The organism is Kosakonia arachidis (assembly GCF_900116535.1).
Taxonomy (GTDB): domain Bacteria; phylum Pseudomonadota; class Gammaproteobacteria; order Enterobacterales; family Enterobacteriaceae; genus Kosakonia; species Kosakonia arachidis.
The window spans coordinates 235,888-251,390 of the sequence record NZ_FPAU01000005.1; the positions used below are offsets into that span (position 1 = coordinate 235,888).

The following is a 15,503-nucleotide window of genomic DNA, read 5'->3' on the forward strand; positions in this document are numbered from 1 at the left end:
CAGTGAGCCTAAACTATCTTTATGAGAGGTAAGGCTTCAAAGGAAAGGGAAACAATGACCAACACGCGCAAAGCGATCACCGCTGTTATAGCCACAGTACTGTTATTGATTGTGGTTGTTGTCGTTATCATCGCCACCTTCGACTGGAACCGCCTGAAACCCACCATCAATGAAAAAGTCTCTGCCGAACTGAATCGTCAGTTTGCCATTCGTGGCGATCTGGGCGTGGTCTGGGAGCGGCAAAAAGAAGAGACCGGCTGGCGCAGTTGGGTGCCGTGGCCACATGTTCACGCTGACGATATTATTCTGGGCAATCCGCCGGGCATTGATGAGGTCACCATGGTGCATTTGCCGCGCGTGGAAGCCACGTTGGCACCGCTGGCGCTGTTCAGCAAAACGGTCTATCTGCCGTGGATCAAACTGCAACAGCCGGATGCCCGCCTTATTCGCCGCTCAGAAAAACTCAATAACTGGACATTCACCCTCGCCAGTGATGCCAACAAAAAAACGAATGTGCAGCCCTCTTCGTGGTCATTTCGCCTTGATAATATTCTCTTCGATCGCGGACATATTGCCATTGATGATGCGGTGACGCGCGCCGATATCGAGATCCTCGTCGATCCGCTCGGTAAGCCGTTGCCATTTAGCGAAGTGACCGGCAAAGACGATGGCAAAGCGAAGGCAGGCGATTATGTTTTTGGCCTGACAGCAAAAGGGCGCTACAACGGACAGCCGCTTTCCGGAACGGGAAAAATCGGCGGCATGCTGGCGCTGCGCAGCGAAGGAATGCCTTTCCCGGTGCAGGCGGATTTTCGCTCCGGCAATACTCGCGTCGCGTTTGTCGGTAAGGTCAACGATCCGATGAACATCGGCGGCGTCGATCTTCAACTGAAGTTCGGCGGTGATTCTCTGGGCGATCTCTATGACTTAACTGGCGTGTTGCTGCCGGATACGCCGCCGTTTGAGACCGACGGCCATCTGGTAGCGAAGATAGGCAGTGAAAAAGGCTCGACATTTGATTACCGCGATTTCAATGGACATATCGGCGACAGCGACATCCACGGCTCGCTCAAATACACCACCGGTAAACCACGACCGAAACTGGAAGGCGATGTGGAGTCGCGTCAGTTGCGGCTGGTAGATTTAGGACCGCTCATCGGCGTTGATTCCGATAAAGGGGCGCAGCAGCCCGGACGCACTGAACAGCAAAAAGGGGAGAAACCGGTGCAACCGGCAGGCAAAATACTGCCGTACGATCGCTTTGAAACCGATAAATGGAATGTGATGGATGCCGATGTCCTCTTTAAGGGTCGCCGTATCGAGCATGGCTCAACGTTGCCCATCAGCGACCTCTCGACGCACATTATCCTCAACAACGCTGACCTACGCCTGCAACCGCTGAAATTTGGCCTTGCGGGCGGCACCATCTCATCGAACCTCCATTTTGAAGGGGATAAAAAACCGATGCAGGGCCATGCACAGATCCAGGCGCGGCGGCTGAAACTGAAACAATTGATGCCGAACGTCGAGCTAATGCAAAAAACACTCGGCGAGATGAACGGCGATGCAGACATTCATGGCATGGGGAACTCGGTCGCTGCGCTGCTCGCTACCAGTAAGGGCAATCTCAAACTGCTGATGAACAACGGGTTGGTGAGCCGCAATTTGATGGAGATCCTCGGCCTGAACGTTGGCAACTATGTTATCGGCCAGCTGTTTGGTGATGACGAAGTGCGGGTCAACTGTGCGGCGGCCAATCTGGATTTGACGAACGGCGTCGCGCGTCCGCAAATCTTCGCTTTCGATACCGAAAATGCGCTGATTAATGTCACCGGCACCGCCAGCTTTGCCTCTGAGCAACTGGATTTAACCATCGACCCGGAGAGTAAAGGCATTCGCATCGTGACGCTGCGCTCGCCGCTGTATGTGCGCGGCAGCTTCAAAAATCCACAGGCAGGGGTTAAAGCCGGGCCACTGATTGCGCGCGGCGCCGTGGCGGCGGCGCTGGCGACGTTAGCGACTCCTGCAGCAGCGTTACTGGCGCTGATCTCACCCTCAGAAGGGGAGAAAAATCAGTGCCAGACGATTTTGTCACAGATGAAACACTAACGCAGAAAACACGAAGACGTGACCCTCTCGCCTGTGGCGAGAGGGGGGAGGATTACAGCGCCTGGTGTTTGGTTTCGTGAGTCAGCAGCAGCGCAATCAATGTTAAGCCCGCCATTGCCGCCAGGTAGAACCCGACATACATCAGACCGTAATTCGCCTGCAACCAGGCGGCGATATACGGTGCCACAGACGCGCCGAGAATGGACGACACGTTATAGGAGAATGAAGCACCGGTATAACGCACTTCGGTCGGGAATAGTTCCGGCAGCAGTGCACCCATCGGGCCGAAAGTCAGCCCCATCAGGCTTAAGCCAATCAGCAGGTAAATCATCACCAGCACCGGGTTACCAGAACCCAGCAGCGGCGGGAAGACAAACAGCGCGAACAAAATGATAAGCGTGGTGATGATAACCATGCTTTTACGGCGGCCAAACGCATCGGCCAGCAGGCCCGCCACCGGCACCATCACGCCGAAGCCAATCACTGCCATCATCAGCATCCACAGTACTTCATTGCGCGGCATGCCAAGTCCCTGCGGCGAGGTACTGAACGTCATTGAATAGACCGTCATGATATAGAACAGCGTGTAGGTTGCCAGCATGATAAAGGTACCCAGCACCGTCACGCGGACGTGTTTGGTCAGCAGCGTACCTAGCGGGATTTTCACCTGTTTTTTCGCTGCAGCAGCTTTGGCGAATACCGGCGTTTCATGCAGTGAAACGCGCACATACAGGCCGATCAGCACCAGTACCGCAGAGAAGATAAACGGTACGCGCCAGCCCCAATGCATAAACTGTTCGTCGGTCAGCAGCCAGGAGAGCAGCAGGAACGTGCCGTTCGCGAAGAAGAAGCCGATTGGCGCACCCAACTGCGGGAATGAACCGTACAACGCGCGTTTGCGTGGCGGGGCGTTTTCCGTGGCCAGCAGTGCTGCGCCGCCCCACTCGCCGCCAAGCCCCAGACCCTGGCCAAACCGGGCCAGCGCCAGCAGCAACGGCGCCATTACGCCGATCGTTTCGTAGCCTGGCAGCAGGCCGATCACCACAGTAGAGATGCCCATGGTTAGCAGCGACGCCACCAGCGTTACTTTGCGGCCTACACGGTCGCCGAAGTGGCCGAACACCGCAGAGCCGATCGGGCGAGCGATAAAGGCGATGGCGAAGGTCGCCAGCGATTGCAGCGTGGCGGCCGTTGGGTCGCCCTGCGGAAAGAAGATATGCGGGAACACAATCACCGCAGCGGTCGCGTAAATATAGAAGTCGAAGAACTCGATGGCGGTGCCGATCAGCGAAGCAACGACGACTTTATTGCGTGAGTTTACCGGTGGGTTTTCCTGCTCGTTGTCGAAAGTGGTAGCTGTAGCTTGCATAAAAATTTCTTATTTTTTGGCGAACGAACGACCATATTAGCCACAGCAAAAGCGACATTTCAATCTGTAACAAAACGGCACTTCGCATGAAAAATGCGCAAAAAGCGGATAATTTTCACACGTGCGATTTCTCTTCCATGAAATGCTTCACATATTTTATAAATTAGTGAATAAAACTGGTTAGAGGTTAAATAAAAGTTACGGCCTGGATTTTCATGCTGAAAAGCGAGAACGGGCTGATATTTTACATTTTCACTCAGCCCGGGCGCGAATTTAGTGGCGGGTTTTATCCGGCATGCGCGAGTCATTTTTGTAGTGCGCGGTGGCAATCCATGCGGCGCAGAACAGCGTCAGACGAGCAAAGAAGTAGAAGAACGCCATCAGTCCGAGTACCGAACCAAACGCCGCCCCGGAGGGGGATTTCACCAGCGTTGGCAGCGTCCAGGTCATTACGATTTTGATCACCTCAAAACCAATGGCGGCGATAAAGGTGCCGCGGATCAGCGCTTTTTTGTGCGGGCGGTGACGCGGCAAGCGCCAGAAGATCCAGAAAAAGAGCAGATAGTTGGCGAATATCGAGATCACCAGGCCAATCAGCCGCCAGGCCGGTTTTAGCCACTCGATATTATCGAGATAGAGCGCCGAGATAATTATCTGCTGCGCTGAACCGGCAATTGAGGTGATCGACAGCGTGATAATCAAAGCTACCAGCAGACCAATCAGCGAAATAAAGTCGCGAAAATATTTCACCCAGATTTTTTCCACGTCCTGGGCATTACGCTCCCAGACATCGCGCGACTGCGCGCGGATTGCCTCGCGCAGATTGCCCATCCAGTTCACGCCGGAGTAGAGGGCGATGGCCAGCCCGACGATCCCCACTGTGGTACGCTGCTGTACGGCGATATTGATGGTGTTCTTCAGCATCGTCGCCATAGTGGGATCGCTGACGCTCAATACAATTTTGTCGAAGATGTCCTGCAACAGCGTTGGATGCGAGGCCAGCACAAACCCAGCGGCGGCAAACGAGACCATCAGAATCGGGATCATCGACAGAAAAGAGAAGTAGGTGATGGCTGCGCCAAACTGGTTTCCCATACGATCATTAAAGCGCTCTGTGGCGCGGATCAGGTGTGCGATAGCGGGAAGGCGCTGTATTTTTTGCGCCGTGCCGGTCACGGTCGCAAGTGTACTGTTGACTTTTCCTTCCGTGGTGTTCTGCTGCTGTGCAGGCTGTCCCGTTACCTTCCTTACGGGTTTATAGTCGAGGTTTTGCGTCGGGCGTTTTTCATGATTTTCCGGCGTCATCAGCGCTTTTTTCCTTCTCCTGAATGTGTCTGTAACTGAAATTATAGCCTGGCGCTAATCGACATAATCTTTCAGCGCCGTCACCAGCCACTCCATAAATAGATGTACGCGGCGGGAGAGATTGCGGCGGTGCGGGTAAACCAGCGAGACCGGCATTGGCTCAGCGCGATATTGTGGCAGGATCTCCACCAGCTTTCCGGCACGCAGCGCTTCGCGCACGCCGATACGCGGAACCTGAATAATTCCCAGCCCGGCAAGGCAGGCGGCCTGATAGGTTTCTGTACTGTTGACGGTCAGAATGCCGCCGGTTTTTATCCACCGCGTCTGCTTATCCTGCCAGACTTCAAAACCTTGCGGACGCGTACCGAGGTTCACCGCATAATGCACTAGCGCATGAGAGGACAAATCATCCAGACCCTCCGGATAACCGAATCGCGCCAGATAATCGGGGCTGGCGCAATTAATGACCGATAACCGCCCAAGCTGACGGGCGATTAAGCCGGAATCTTTCAGTGTGCCAACGCGTACCACACAGTCGAAACCTTCTCGGATAATATCCACCAGCCGATCGCTGCTGCTCAGCTCCAGTTCAATGCCGGGATACTGTTGCACGAAAGTGGGTAAGCGCGGGATAACCAGATTCTTCGCCACGCCGACCGGCATATCCACGCGCAATCGCCCGCTGATGCTGGAGGGGTCGTGCAAAAACAGGCCGTCCAGCTCGTCCATATTTGCCAGCAGATCTTTTGCTCGCTCGTAGTAGACCATCCCATCCTGCGTAAGCTGTACCCGGCGGGTGGTACGGTGCAACAACTGTGTGCCGAGGTGGGTTTCCAGCGCCTGAATCTGGCGAGATACGCTACCTTTAGGTAATCCCAATGAATCCGCCGCCCGGGAAAAACTTTCAAGTTCCGCGACGCGAATAAACAGTTGCATTGCGTAAATTTTATCCATACCGACACTCTATTGTTGTCGTGAGTGAAACAGTGAAGCGTAATTTAACACCTTTATTGTTTTTTCGTCAGTTAATAAACTTTTCTCACTCTCCACATCAGCGAAAATGAGGTTTCTTATGACACAACCGATAGCATTAGTGACTGGCGGCAGCCGTGGGCTGGGTAAAAATGCGGCCCTGAAACTGGCAGAGAAGGGAACGGGCATTATCCTGACCTACAACAGCAACGCCGAAGAAGCACAGAAAGTCGTAGGCGAAATTGAGCAAAAGGGCGTGAAAGCCGTGGCATTGCAGTTGAACGTCGGTGATATTTCACGTTTTGCTGCATTTACCCGTGAAGTCCATGAACAGCTAAAAGAGGTCTGGCAGCGTGAGACGTTCGATTATTTATTGAACAATGCCGGCATCGGCATTCACGCAGCGTTTGCTGAAACCACGGAAGCACAGTTTGACCAGCTGATGAATATCCATGTTAAAGGACCATTCTTCCTGACGCAAAATCTGCTGCCGTTGCTGAAAAATGGTGGTCGCATTCTTAATGTTTCCAGCGGCCTGGCGCGTTTTTGTCAGCCAGGATATGCCGCTTATGCGTCAATGAAAGGGGCGATGGAAGTATTGACCCGTTATCAGGCGAAAGAGCTGGGCGCGCGTGGAATTGCGGTGAATATCATCGCGCCGGGCGCTATCGAAACCGATTTTGGCGGCGGCCAGGTGCGCGACAACGAGCAGATTAATCAGTATCTCGCTGCGCAAACCGCACTGGGGCGTGTGGGGCTACCGGACGATATTGGCGATGCGATGGCGGCGTTGCTGAGCGATGAGCTGGGCTGGATGAACGCGCAGCGCGTAGAAGTCTCTGGCGGTATGTTCCTGTAAGACAACGACGCCCGGCGCTTTTTTGGCTGCCGGGCACACGTTGGCTACTGTTTCTGAAAATGTGTAACCCGGATAAATGCAGGCTGCTGTTTTTTATCCAGCGAGCCGCTGATGCCGACGAGTTCATCCGGTGATACGGATTTACCATCGAATAGCGCCAACGGAATCACCACATTTATCTCGCCTGTTTTATCGCGAAGCAGATAACTATCCTCGCTCTCCTTTTTTACCAGGTTGCCGTGCAGCGAGACGGATGCGCCGTCATGCATGGATTTTACGTCCTGGATGGTGGAGCTTCGCGCATCCTCCATCCCTCGGTAACCATCCTCCATTTTGTGCGGTGGTGGCGGGGCTTTATCGGTTTTCAGACCGGGTGAATCTTCGGCGAATGCCGTCATGGAGAACAGTGTTGCTACACCGAGGATGAACACAGTTTTCTTCATAACTTCTCCTGTCAGTTGCCGGAACACGTCTTTAAGCCTGGCAGAATGGCGTGTGATGTGCTGGTAAATCAGTATATTTCTGTATATTCATGGCGCAGTAAGCCAAACAGCCAGTCGTTATGCCACGCTCCCGCCAGCCACCAGGCCTGCCGCAGTTCGCCTTCCAGTACAAATCCTGTTTTTTCCAGTAAGTGGCGTGACGCCAGATTCCCGGCGGTTACTGTGGCAACCAGTCGACGAATACCGCCCTGGTTAAACGCGTAATGACACAGAGCGGTAAGGGATTCCTGGCCGTAACCTCTGCCCTGTGCTTGTGGCGCAAACAGGAACCCCACTTCGGCACAATCATCATCACGGTGGATATAGCCGGTCACTCCCAGTGGCGCGTTGGTGGCGTTATCGCGTACCAGCAAACAGAGCCAGTGCGGGCTGCCGGGCTGCCATTCGGGCAGACGAGCGTTAAACGCGGCGTGGATCTCCTGTTCACTGCGAGGATCCGAAACGTAACGCATCACATCGGGGTGCTGTTGCAGCGCCAGAAAAAAGGGCCAGTCCTGTTCAGACAGTGGCGAACAGGTCAGTCTTGGCGTATGAAATATAAGCATCTTGAATGTCTCCGGCTATTTTTTTAGGCGTTGAAACCCCTATCACTGATCATAATCTTTAATTGGTCTATATTTTAACTACCCGTAATTAAAGAAAAAATTCAGTGCTGACATTGATCAGATAATTATTTCTTCAGTTGTACTTAAAGGAAAATAATGACAAGCAACGCTCCTGTTAATACGGGTGAACAGTTTGAAAAATGCATTGCTGTGATTCGCCAGGCGTCCGTCGAAATTCTGTTATTACTGAATGTCCGTTTCGACGAGGGAAAAGATCCGCGCTGGTTTTTAGAACAACTTGATATTGCGCGTCTGAGCATGGGTGGCTGGGGCGCGGTTGCGAAACGACTCAAACTCAACGATGCGGAATTAACACGGTTCACTTTGCAACTCCGTCATTTGCAGCAGCTTGTCCCTCGTTATGAGAGCGGGCAGACCGTGACGGAAAATCAACTGATTGCCGCGCTTCGCTTTGTTAACGCGCTGGAATATCTGCGAACCCGACAGCCGCTACTCAGCTATAGCACATCGCTAAACGTTGAGGAGAGCCAGCAGCAGCACGGTCAGCAGCAACTGCGCGCGCTGGAGATGATGATCGCCTCGCTGGTGGCGCAGGCGTGGCCGGATACGGAGCGGCTGCGTAACCATTTGAAAACGCAGTTTGGCGCCGATCATGTGCGCCGCTGGCTACGATTGGGCGATCGCAACGATATTTTGAGCGGGATGCGCTTTAGTGAGCTGGCGCTACTGCTGGTAGATAAAAAAGAGTTTGGTCATCATTACGCCCATTTGTTTAATGATAGCGAGGTATTAAGCCTGTATCTGGAAACGCGTAAAACATTGCACACGTTCCTCGAGGATGTGCGGTACATGCGTGCTTTAGTCGTGGCGGGACAGCCGCTGACCTCCAATCAACTTAGTTTACTGGATAGCTACTATCCGCAGATCTCGGGACCGATACAACGCGCATGGGAAGAGGGGCGCACCACAACTAATCCCGCCGAAATTTTGCGCGAAGCGGGCAATAACTTAGACGCTTTCTGGGAGCAGGCGCGGAAAAAAGATCGCGCCGCAGGAGGTGATACGATGCCAATGCGTGACAGTATCGACAGACCGACTAAACACCGGGTTCGTAGCCGTGAAGAGCGGGAGCAGCTGTTTGTCAGAGCGTTATGGGGCTCGGTAGGCGTGTTGGCGCTTGTCGTGGTGATGGGTGGGGTGTGGCTATTCTTCGGTGATGCTCAGGCTCCGATGGCCCACAGAATTGGCATTACGGTGCCGATTTCCCAGGACAAGGAAAAAGTCTCGCCGAAAGAGGAGCTGAGTCGTATGGGGCTGCCGCGTGACGAGAATAACTTCCGCGCGGCAATCGATCGTAACGATACGCGCGTCGTGTCGCTGTTTTTGCGTACCGGAATGAACTGGAAACTGTCGTGGACGGAGCAGGCAGTGGTGGCTAATCATACCGAGGTGCTGGATCTGCTGCTGCGTTACCGGATACAAATGGATGAGAATCGCCCCTGCCGTCGCTTCATTAGCACGTTGAGTCATGAAATGGTGATGAATAACAAAGGGTTGTCATCGATTGGCAAAAGTTATTTGCATGCGTTTTGCACTCTACAACCGGTGGTTGAGCGTCAGCGTTATGAGATGGAGCAGGCGCAGTTACGTAACCAGGCGGAGCCGGGTGACGAAAACCGTAAGTGGGCGGATATTCAGACCGCTATTTATGATGCCATTAATTAAGGAGGACTGATAAACTTATTTTTATCAGTCGCTTACCCAGGGGTCGCAATTGACGAAGGGCGGCGAGCGTTACGGCTCGCCGTACAATCCGATTAACCGGCGTACCACGCCGTTTGTCCAGCCGAACCCGTCCTGCAACGGGTATTCACCCCCGCCCCCTTCGCGCGGCGTGCTGCTGGCAATGTGGTACTTCTCGATCAGTTTGTGGTGATTCTTGTAGTAGTGATTCACCGTTTGTAGCCAACTGCGAGCGATTTCGTCACCCAGTGTGTCGTTACCGTAAAGCTTAAAGCCCTGCACTGCCATCCATTGTAACGGTGCCCAGCCGTTGGGTTTATCCCACTGTTCGCCGGTTTCATATTCCGTCGCCAGAATGCCACCCGCTGTGAGCAGTCGATTTCTCACCGATTCCGCCAGCCGATCCGCCTGTTCATGCGTCGCCATACCAACATACAGCGGCACGATACTGGCGGCGGAGAATAGCGCCATCTCTTCCCGACGCCAGTCGTAATCACGGTAGCAGCCATTTTCCTCATCCCACAGATAGTGGTTAACCGCCGCCCGGCGATCGCTCGCTTTCTGGCGGAATTCCGCTTCACGTTCGCGATCACCTTTCAGCCCGGAAATATTGGCAATCGTACTTTCCAGTTTGAACAAAAAGGCGTTCAAATCGATGGGAATAAACTGCGTGGTTCGAATGCTCGCCAGCCGGTGTGCGTCACGCAGCCAACGGGAGGAGTAATCCCAGCCGGAGGCGGCACCTGCGCGCAAGTCGCGATAAACCTCATTCGCCGGGCGACCGGAGTGGCGGGCGGTTTCCACATCCTCCAGCCAGGATTCGTCTCGCGGCGTATCGCGATCGTCCCAGTAGCGGTTAAGTAGCGAACCGTCCGGCATCCGCACAACATGGCGGTAAGCCTGGTTGAGTACCAGCGATTCAGCGCCATCCATCCAGAAGGCGTACTCCATCAGCAGGTGTTCAAGGTAGCGCCGCGCACCTCGCACGCCATCCTCTTCAAACAACTCCACCATCAGAGCGAAAACCGGCGGCTGTGAACGGCTCAGATAGTAAGTCCGGTTGCCGTTCGGAATATGGCCGTAGCGTTCGATCATCCATGCGAAGTTATCGGCCATACAGCGCAGCAGGTCGTCGCGGCCGCTTTCTGCCAGCCCCAGCATGGTGAAGTAAGAATCCCAGTAGTAGGTCTCTCTGAAGCGACCGCCTGGCACGATGTATGCCTGCGGCAGTGCCAGCAGCGACGACCACGGAATATGATCCTGCGGCTCACGGGTCAGGACCGGCCACAGATTGTCGATATGCTCTTTCAGCGAATGCTCCGGATTGGAAACATACGCTTTGGCCGTGTTTTCCGGCATCCAGAAATGCGCTTTCACGAACTGTTTCAGGTCGAACTCGGGTTTGCGTTTGATTTTGCGATAGCGAATCAGAATATCGAGCGGATCCCTTTTCGGCGCACAGTCGGGGAAGGTTTTACTGTCAGCAAAGAGGCGCGACGACTGCACGTGTTCAAACAATTCCAGGTAACGATCGGCAGGCGTCAGCGCATCAGACGCTGGTAGCCCTTCGATCATTTCGGGTTCCGGCTCCGCTTCGATCATTTCATCCAGTTTTAACTCGCACGGATCGGTTTCATAGAGAAGCTCTTCTTCGATGATAAACTCGACGTGTTCTGCGCTTTGTAGTTTCTGGTTGAACATAGTGGCTTTGGCCTCCGGATGTCGTCGTAAAAAATGACGGGTGTGTCCCGGCTATCTATAAAGCGTAGACATTCGCTTCGATCTCTGGGGGATGAAATGTGCGTTAGATCACGTTTTATTTCCCATTGTGCGAAAACAGAAATTAAGTAACTTGTTGATAAATTTTATTAAATCTGCAAAACGGATCCGATAACGCAGCGGCGGCTTTCAGAGTAATCAATTTGCAACGATTTATGAATCATCGGCCCTGCGCGCTTACTTTACCTGAAAGCCCCATTTCGATGGAGAGAGAACCCGTGAATTTCGCCACTATTACGTTAGAGCAATGTCTGGATATTCGCCAGGCGGTGCTGTGGCCGCATCTGGAACGCAGTGCTTCACGCGTGGAGGGCGACGAAAGTGCCGCACATTTTGGCGTACTGTTCAATGCTCAGGTGGTGAGTTGCCTGTCGGTATTCATCATCGGCGAGAAGCGTTGCCAGATCCGCAAATTCGCTACCTTGCAGGCGTATCAGCAGCAGGGGTTTGGCGGTTTTCTGTTTCAGTCTGTGCTGGATAAGTTGATGCAGGACGGGGTGAAAACAGTCACGCTGGATGCCCGAACCTCGGCGGCAGGGTTTTATCAGCGCTTCGGTTTTACCCTTGAGGGGGAGACGTTTTATAAAAAAGAGGTGCAGTACATTCGTATGTCGCGCACGTTATAAAACATCCGGCGGCATTCACCGCCGGGCTGTGGATCAACGCGGGATTTGCTGGGTAATGCAGTGAATATTGCCGCCGCCGAGCAGAATTTCGCGCGCAGGAACACCGGTGATGACGAAATCCGGGAACATCTCCTCAAATAGCGCCTGCGCCGCGCCATCCGTTGCAGGGTGCAACTGCGGATAGATAATCTGCTGGTTGCTGACCAGATAGTTGACGTAGGAACCCGCCAGACGATTGCCTTCGTGGCGCTCAATCGCCGTGCCTTTTTCCACATCACGGGTCTCTTGCGCACTGGCGTACAGCGCTGGTGGTGACGGAATTTTCCACACTTTCAACGTACGACCCTGCGCATCTTTGGTGTTTTCCAGCACCTGCAACGCTGCAGCGGAGCGGGCGTACTGCGGGTCATTCTGGTCATCAGTCCAGTGCAGCGCCACTTCGCCGGGACGTACGAAGCAGCACATGTTGTCGATGTGACCGTCGGTCTCATCGTTAAATACACCTTCCGGCAACCAGATGATCTGCGACACGCCAAGGTATTCGCGCAATTGTTGCTCGATCTCTGCTTTACTCAGATTCGGGTTGCGGTTTGGGTTCAACAGACACTCGGCGGTGGTCAGCAGGGTGCCTTCACCGTCCACATGAATGGAACCGCCTTCCAGTATTAACTCCGTGTTGTAGCATGGCATATGGTGGTAATTCGCCACCTGGCCTGCCACTAACTGATCGCGCTCCCAACTGGCATAAAGCCCGCCATTCAGACCGCCCCAGGCGTTGAACGTCCAGCTAATACCGCGCTGTTCGCCCGCCTGATTCAGCACTACGGTTGGGCCAGTATCGCGCATCCAGGCATCGTCGCTCTCCATTTCAACCAGCGTAACTTCCGCTGGCATGGTGCTGAGCGCTTTCGCCATTTCGGCGGCGGGGACACCCATGATGACAGGCGTATTGCTGGAAATCGCTTTTGCCACGGCCGCAAACGCATGCTGGGCTGGTGCGGCATTGGCGCGCCAGTTATCAGTGCGATAAGGCCAGATCATCCACACGGCCTGATGCGGCGCCCACTCTGCCGGCATTGCGAACCCGTCTTTTACGGGCGTGGTCAGTTGCGTCATTGCTTAGCTCCTCACGCTGCCGTCAGAGGTCGCAATCGCGCCGTACATGTTCGGGCGGCGATCGCGGAACAGACCCCAGGAGGCGCGCTGTGCAGCAACGGCATCCAGATCGAAGGTGTGCACCAGTACTGCTTCGTCGGTTTTATTGGCCTGCGCCACCAGCTCACCGGTTTGATCAGCGATGAATGAGGAACCGTAGAAGGTCATTTCCAGGCCTTCAATGTATTTACTGGCTTCGGTACCGATACGGTTAGAAGCGATCACCGGAATAACGTTGGCGGCAGCGTGGCCTTGCTGAACGCGGGTCCAGTGTGGCTGGCTGTCGATATCCGGGTAGGCCGGTTCAGAGCCGATAGCGGTCGGGTAGAAGATCAGCTCTGCGCCCTGCAATGCCAGGCAACGCGCGGTTTCCGGGAACCACTGATCCCAGCAAATGCCGACGCCGATTTTGGCGTAGCGGGTGTTCCAGACTTTAAATCCGGTGTCGCCTGGGATGAAGAACTGTTTTTCCTGGTAAGCCGGGCCGTTCGGGATATGGGTTTTACGGTAGGTGTCCAGCACGCTACCGTCGGCATCGATCATCACCAGTGAGTTGTAGTAAGCGTTATTGCATTTTTCGAACAGGCTCAGCGGCAGCACCACTTCCAGCTCTTTTGCCAGCGCTGAGAAATGCTTAATCAGCGGGCTAGTCGCAACTTCCTGCGCCAGCGCGTAATGTTCCGGGCTCTGATCGATGCAGAAATAAGGGGCGGCAAAAAGCTCCTGGATCAGGATCACCTGTGCGCCCTGCCGGTGCGCTTCGCGGACTAAACGTTCCGCGTTCTGTATGTTTTTTTCCAGTTCCCAGGTGCAAGCCATCTGGGTCGCGGCAACCGTTACATTTCTCATCAATTCTCTCCCGTTGGTCTCGGTTCAGACAGTGCAAATCATCCGCACTTATTTTGCTGCAAACTATAGCAACGATCTTCGTTATGCATAAAATGTATTGTTATCATGAAAACATGAAAAAGGTGCATAGTAGTGATCGATCTGAATTTGCTGCGGCTGGTGCCTATCCTGGCGAAGGAGAAGAACGTGACCCGCGCGGCGCAGAAGGCCAATCTTTCACAATCTGCGTTTAGCCATGCGTTGAACCGTCTGCGCGAGCAGCTCAAAGACGAAATGTTTATTCGCACGCGCAACGGTATGGAGCCGACGCCGTACGCAGCGATGATGATCCCGGTGATTGAGAATGCGCTCAGCAAGCTGGATACCGCAACGCGCGGGCCCAGCCATTTCGATCCCGCCCGCGATGCGCATACTTTTTACATCGGCGCGGTGGATTACTTCGAATTTATGTTTATGCCGGTGCTGACTGCTCGCTTTAAAACCATCGCCCCGAATGTGCGGCTGTCGGTTGATATTCTTTCGGAAACCATCAAGGTTGAGCGGGTAGAGAAAGGGCAGCTTGACGCGTTTATTGGCGTTGATACCGTGCAGCACATTCCGCACTACTTTAATCGGTATCCGCTGATTTCCGACCATTTTGTGGCTATCGCTTCTGTGGAGCGTACTGATTTGCCGGAAACCCTGACGCTTCAACATCTGGTTAGCGAATCACAGATCCATTTACCGGCAGTCAGTTCTGGCGCGGATCATATTGATAGCTGGTTGCTGTCGCAGCATCTTTACCGGCCGCTGGCGACAGTAGTGCAAAGTTATGCGGTGGGAGGGCGCGTGGCCGTGGCGACCGGGTATTTGATGTGCGTTCCGTTCCGTATTGCCCTGGAGCTGGCAAAGATGCTGCCGCTGCGAATCATGGCGCTGCCCGACGGTGCGCCATCGTACGATTTACTGCTGCTGACACATAGGCTTTATGATTATCAGCCTGCGGTGCAGTGGCTGATCAATGAATTGAAAGCGGTGAAGGTTTAGATGAAAGTGCTATTAATTCGCCATCCGCAAACCGAGTGGAACCGCGCCGGGATTATCCAGGGGCGGCTCGACAGCCCGTGGACGTCGCGCGGGCAGGAAGAGTGCAACGCACTGATTTGCGGGTTACAGGCCGAGGGGATAACGCCTGGCGCTGTTATCTCCTCTCCGGCAGGCCGGGCACAGCAGATGGCGGCGCGGATAGCCGGGCATTTCGCCTGCGATTGCCAATTGCACGACGCGCTACAGGAGCAGCATTTTGGCGAGCTTGAAGGGCGCAGTCTGAGTGAAATACAGCGCGAATATCCGCTGTTTATCGACGATGAACATTTCTGTCCGCCGGAGGGCGAATCGCTGGCACAGGCGGCGCAGCGGCTGCTCGCTTTTCTGCACAGGTTGCCGGGTGTCTGCTCGCAGGAAACGGTGGCACTGATATCACATGGTCATGTGATTCAGGCGGTTATCGCGCAGCTGATGGAAAATTCGCTGAGCAATACCGCGCGTTACCACCACCCGAATGCCAGCTTTTCGCTGCTGGCGATAGATGCGAAATCTTGTCGGGTAGTGCGCTGGGGGATCGCCAGCCATTTATTGAAGCTGCCTGCGTGATACGTTTCGGGGTTCCGCTTACTTCTTAAAAAAGTG

14 protein-coding genes are annotated in these 15,503 nt (G+C 54.2%); 6 read left to right on the plus strand and 8 right to left on the minus strand.

What is annotated here, in order from left to right:
- The first annotated feature begins 54 nt into the window (after positions 1 to 54).
- Positions 55 to 2,109, plus strand: a complete 2,055-nt coding sequence (locus tag BM427_RS19160) for an AsmA family protein (RefSeq protein WP_090124298.1) — start codon at positions 55 to 57, stop codon at positions 2,107 to 2,109.
- 52 nt (positions 2,110 to 2,161) lie between these two features.
- Here BM427_RS19160 and BM427_RS19165 read toward each other — a convergent pair whose 3' ends face one another.
- The 3 genes from BM427_RS19165 to BM427_RS19175 all read right to left on the minus strand — a co-directional run bounded on the left by BM427_RS19165 (position 2,162) and on the right by BM427_RS19175 (position 5,737).
- A complete protein-coding gene (locus BM427_RS19165; RefSeq protein ID WP_090124301.1) occupies positions 2,162 to 3,478 on the minus strand; it encodes an MFS transporter in 1,317 nt (438 codons plus the stop codon).
- Between the two features lie 273 nt (positions 3,479 to 3,751).
- The gene (gene yhjD, locus BM427_RS19170; RefSeq protein ID WP_090124304.1) at positions 3,752 to 4,783 is read right to left on the minus strand and encodes an inner membrane protein YhjD; all 1,032 of its coding nucleotides are present in this window, start codon (positions 4,781 to 4,783) and stop codon (positions 3,752 to 3,754) included.
- A 54-nt stretch (positions 4,784 to 4,837) separates the two neighbouring features.
- Positions 4,838 to 5,737 carry a LysR family transcriptional regulator gene (locus BM427_RS19175; RefSeq protein ID WP_090124307.1) on the minus strand — a complete coding sequence of 300 codons (900 nt, stop codon included), beginning with the start codon at positions 5,735 to 5,737 and terminating at the stop codon, positions 4,838 to 4,840.
- A 118-nt stretch (positions 5,738 to 5,855) separates the two neighbouring features.
- On the opposite strand from BM427_RS19175, the gene BM427_RS19180 reads away from it, so the two are divergent.
- Entirely contained in the window at positions 5,856 to 6,614 is a 759-nt protein-coding gene (locus BM427_RS19180) for an SDR family NAD(P)-dependent oxidoreductase (RefSeq protein WP_090124311.1), read from the plus strand.
- Positions 6,615 to 6,658: 44 nt separating this feature from the next.
- Here BM427_RS19180 and BM427_RS19185 read toward each other — a convergent pair whose 3' ends face one another.
- Together BM427_RS19185 and BM427_RS19190 are read right to left on the minus strand one after the other, a co-directional pair.
- The gene (locus BM427_RS19185; protein WP_090124314.1) at positions 6,659 to 7,057 is read right to left on the minus strand and encodes a YdeI family stress tolerance OB fold protein; all 399 of its coding nucleotides are present in this window, start codon (positions 7,055 to 7,057) and stop codon (positions 6,659 to 6,661) included.
- Positions 7,058 to 7,125: 68 nt separating this feature from the next.
- Positions 7,126 to 7,662, minus strand: a complete 537-nt coding sequence (locus BM427_RS19190) for a GNAT family N-acetyltransferase (RefSeq protein ID WP_090124317.1) — start codon at positions 7,660 to 7,662, stop codon at positions 7,126 to 7,128.
- Positions 7,663 to 7,818: 156 nt separating this feature from the next.
- On the opposite strand from BM427_RS19190, the gene BM427_RS19195 reads away from it, so the two are divergent.
- On the plus strand, positions 7,819 to 9,408 hold the full coding sequence (locus BM427_RS19195) for an STY4199 family HEPN domain-containing protein (protein WP_090124320.1): 1,590 nt from the start codon (positions 7,819 to 7,821) through the stop codon (positions 9,406 to 9,408).
- Positions 9,409 to 9,477: 69 nt separating this feature from the next.
- Here the strand turns inward: BM427_RS19195 and BM427_RS19200 are convergent, their stop codons facing one another.
- Positions 9,478 to 11,127, minus strand: a complete 1,650-nt coding sequence (locus tag BM427_RS19200; protein WP_090124323.1) for an alpha,alpha-trehalase — start codon at positions 11,125 to 11,127, stop codon at positions 9,478 to 9,480.
- Between the two features lie 296 nt (positions 11,128 to 11,423).
- Between BM427_RS19200 and BM427_RS19205 the strand changes: the two genes are divergently transcribed.
- Entirely contained in the window at positions 11,424 to 11,831 is a 408-nt protein-coding gene (locus BM427_RS19205; protein ID WP_090124327.1) for a GNAT family N-acetyltransferase, read from the plus strand.
- Positions 11,832 to 11,864: 33 nt separating this feature from the next.
- Here the strand turns inward: BM427_RS19205 and aguA are convergent, their stop codons facing one another.
- Together aguA and aguB are read right to left on the minus strand one after the other, a co-directional pair.
- Positions 11,865 to 12,947, minus strand: a complete 1,083-nt coding sequence (gene aguA, locus BM427_RS19210; RefSeq protein WP_090124330.1) for an agmatine deiminase — start codon at positions 12,945 to 12,947, stop codon at positions 11,865 to 11,867.
- A gap of 3 nt (positions 12,948 to 12,950) precedes the next feature.
- Positions 12,951 to 13,835, minus strand: coding sequence for an N-carbamoylputrescine amidase (gene aguB, locus BM427_RS19215; protein ID WP_035886721.1), 885 nt, complete (start codon positions 13,833 to 13,835; stop codon positions 12,951 to 12,953).
- A 132-nt stretch (positions 13,836 to 13,967) separates the two neighbouring features.
- Here aguB and BM427_RS19220 point away from each other — a divergent pair, with 132 nt between their 5' ends.
- Complete coding sequence (locus BM427_RS19220; protein ID WP_090124333.1) at positions 13,968 to 14,861, plus strand: LysR family transcriptional regulator; 894 nt, start codon at positions 13,968 to 13,970, stop codon at positions 14,859 to 14,861.
- Positions 14,862 to 15,467, plus strand: coding sequence for a histidine phosphatase family protein (locus BM427_RS19225; RefSeq protein WP_090124336.1), 606 nt, complete (start codon positions 14,862 to 14,864; stop codon positions 15,465 to 15,467).
- Positions 15,468 to 15,503 lie beyond the last annotated feature (36 nt).

Coding starts and splice junctions, on each gene's coding strand:
- BM427_RS19180 (WP_090124311.1), top strand. CDS start 5,856: ATGACACAACCGATAGCATTAGTGACTGGCGGCAGCCGTGGGCTGGGT.
- BM427_RS19225 (WP_090124336.1), top strand. CDS start 14,862: ATGAAAGTGCTATTAATTCGCCATCCGCAAACCGAGTGGAACCGCGCC.
- BM427_RS19195 (WP_090124320.1), top strand. CDS start 7,819: ATGACAAGCAACGCTCCTGTTAATACGGGTGAACAGTTTGAAAAATGC.
- yhjD (WP_090124304.1), bottom strand. CDS start 4,783: ATGACGCCGGAAAATCATGAAAAACGCCCGACGCAAAACCTCGACTAT.
- BM427_RS19185 (WP_090124314.1), bottom strand. CDS start 7,057: ATGAAGAAAACTGTGTTCATCCTCGGTGTAGCAACACTGTTCTCCATG.
- BM427_RS19165 (WP_090124301.1), bottom strand. CDS start 3,478: ATGCAAGCTACAGCTACCACTTTCGACAACGAGCAGGAAAACCCACCG.
- BM427_RS19160 (WP_090124298.1), top strand. CDS start 55: ATGACCAACACGCGCAAAGCGATCACCGCTGTTATAGCCACAGTACTG.
- BM427_RS19175 (WP_090124307.1), bottom strand. CDS start 5,737: ATGGATAAAATTTACGCAATGCAACTGTTTATTCGCGTCGCGGAACTT.
- aguB (WP_035886721.1), bottom strand. CDS start 13,835: ATGAGAAATGTAACGGTTGCCGCGACCCAGATGGCTTGCACCTGGGAA.
- BM427_RS19190 (WP_090124317.1), bottom strand. CDS start 7,662: ATGCTTATATTTCATACGCCAAGACTGACCTGTTCGCCACTGTCTGAA.
- BM427_RS19200 (WP_090124323.1), bottom strand. CDS start 11,127: ATGTTCAACCAGAAACTACAAAGCGCAGAACACGTCGAGTTTATCATC.
- aguA (WP_090124330.1), bottom strand. CDS start 12,947: ATGACGCAACTGACCACGCCCGTAAAAGACGGGTTCGCAATGCCGGCA.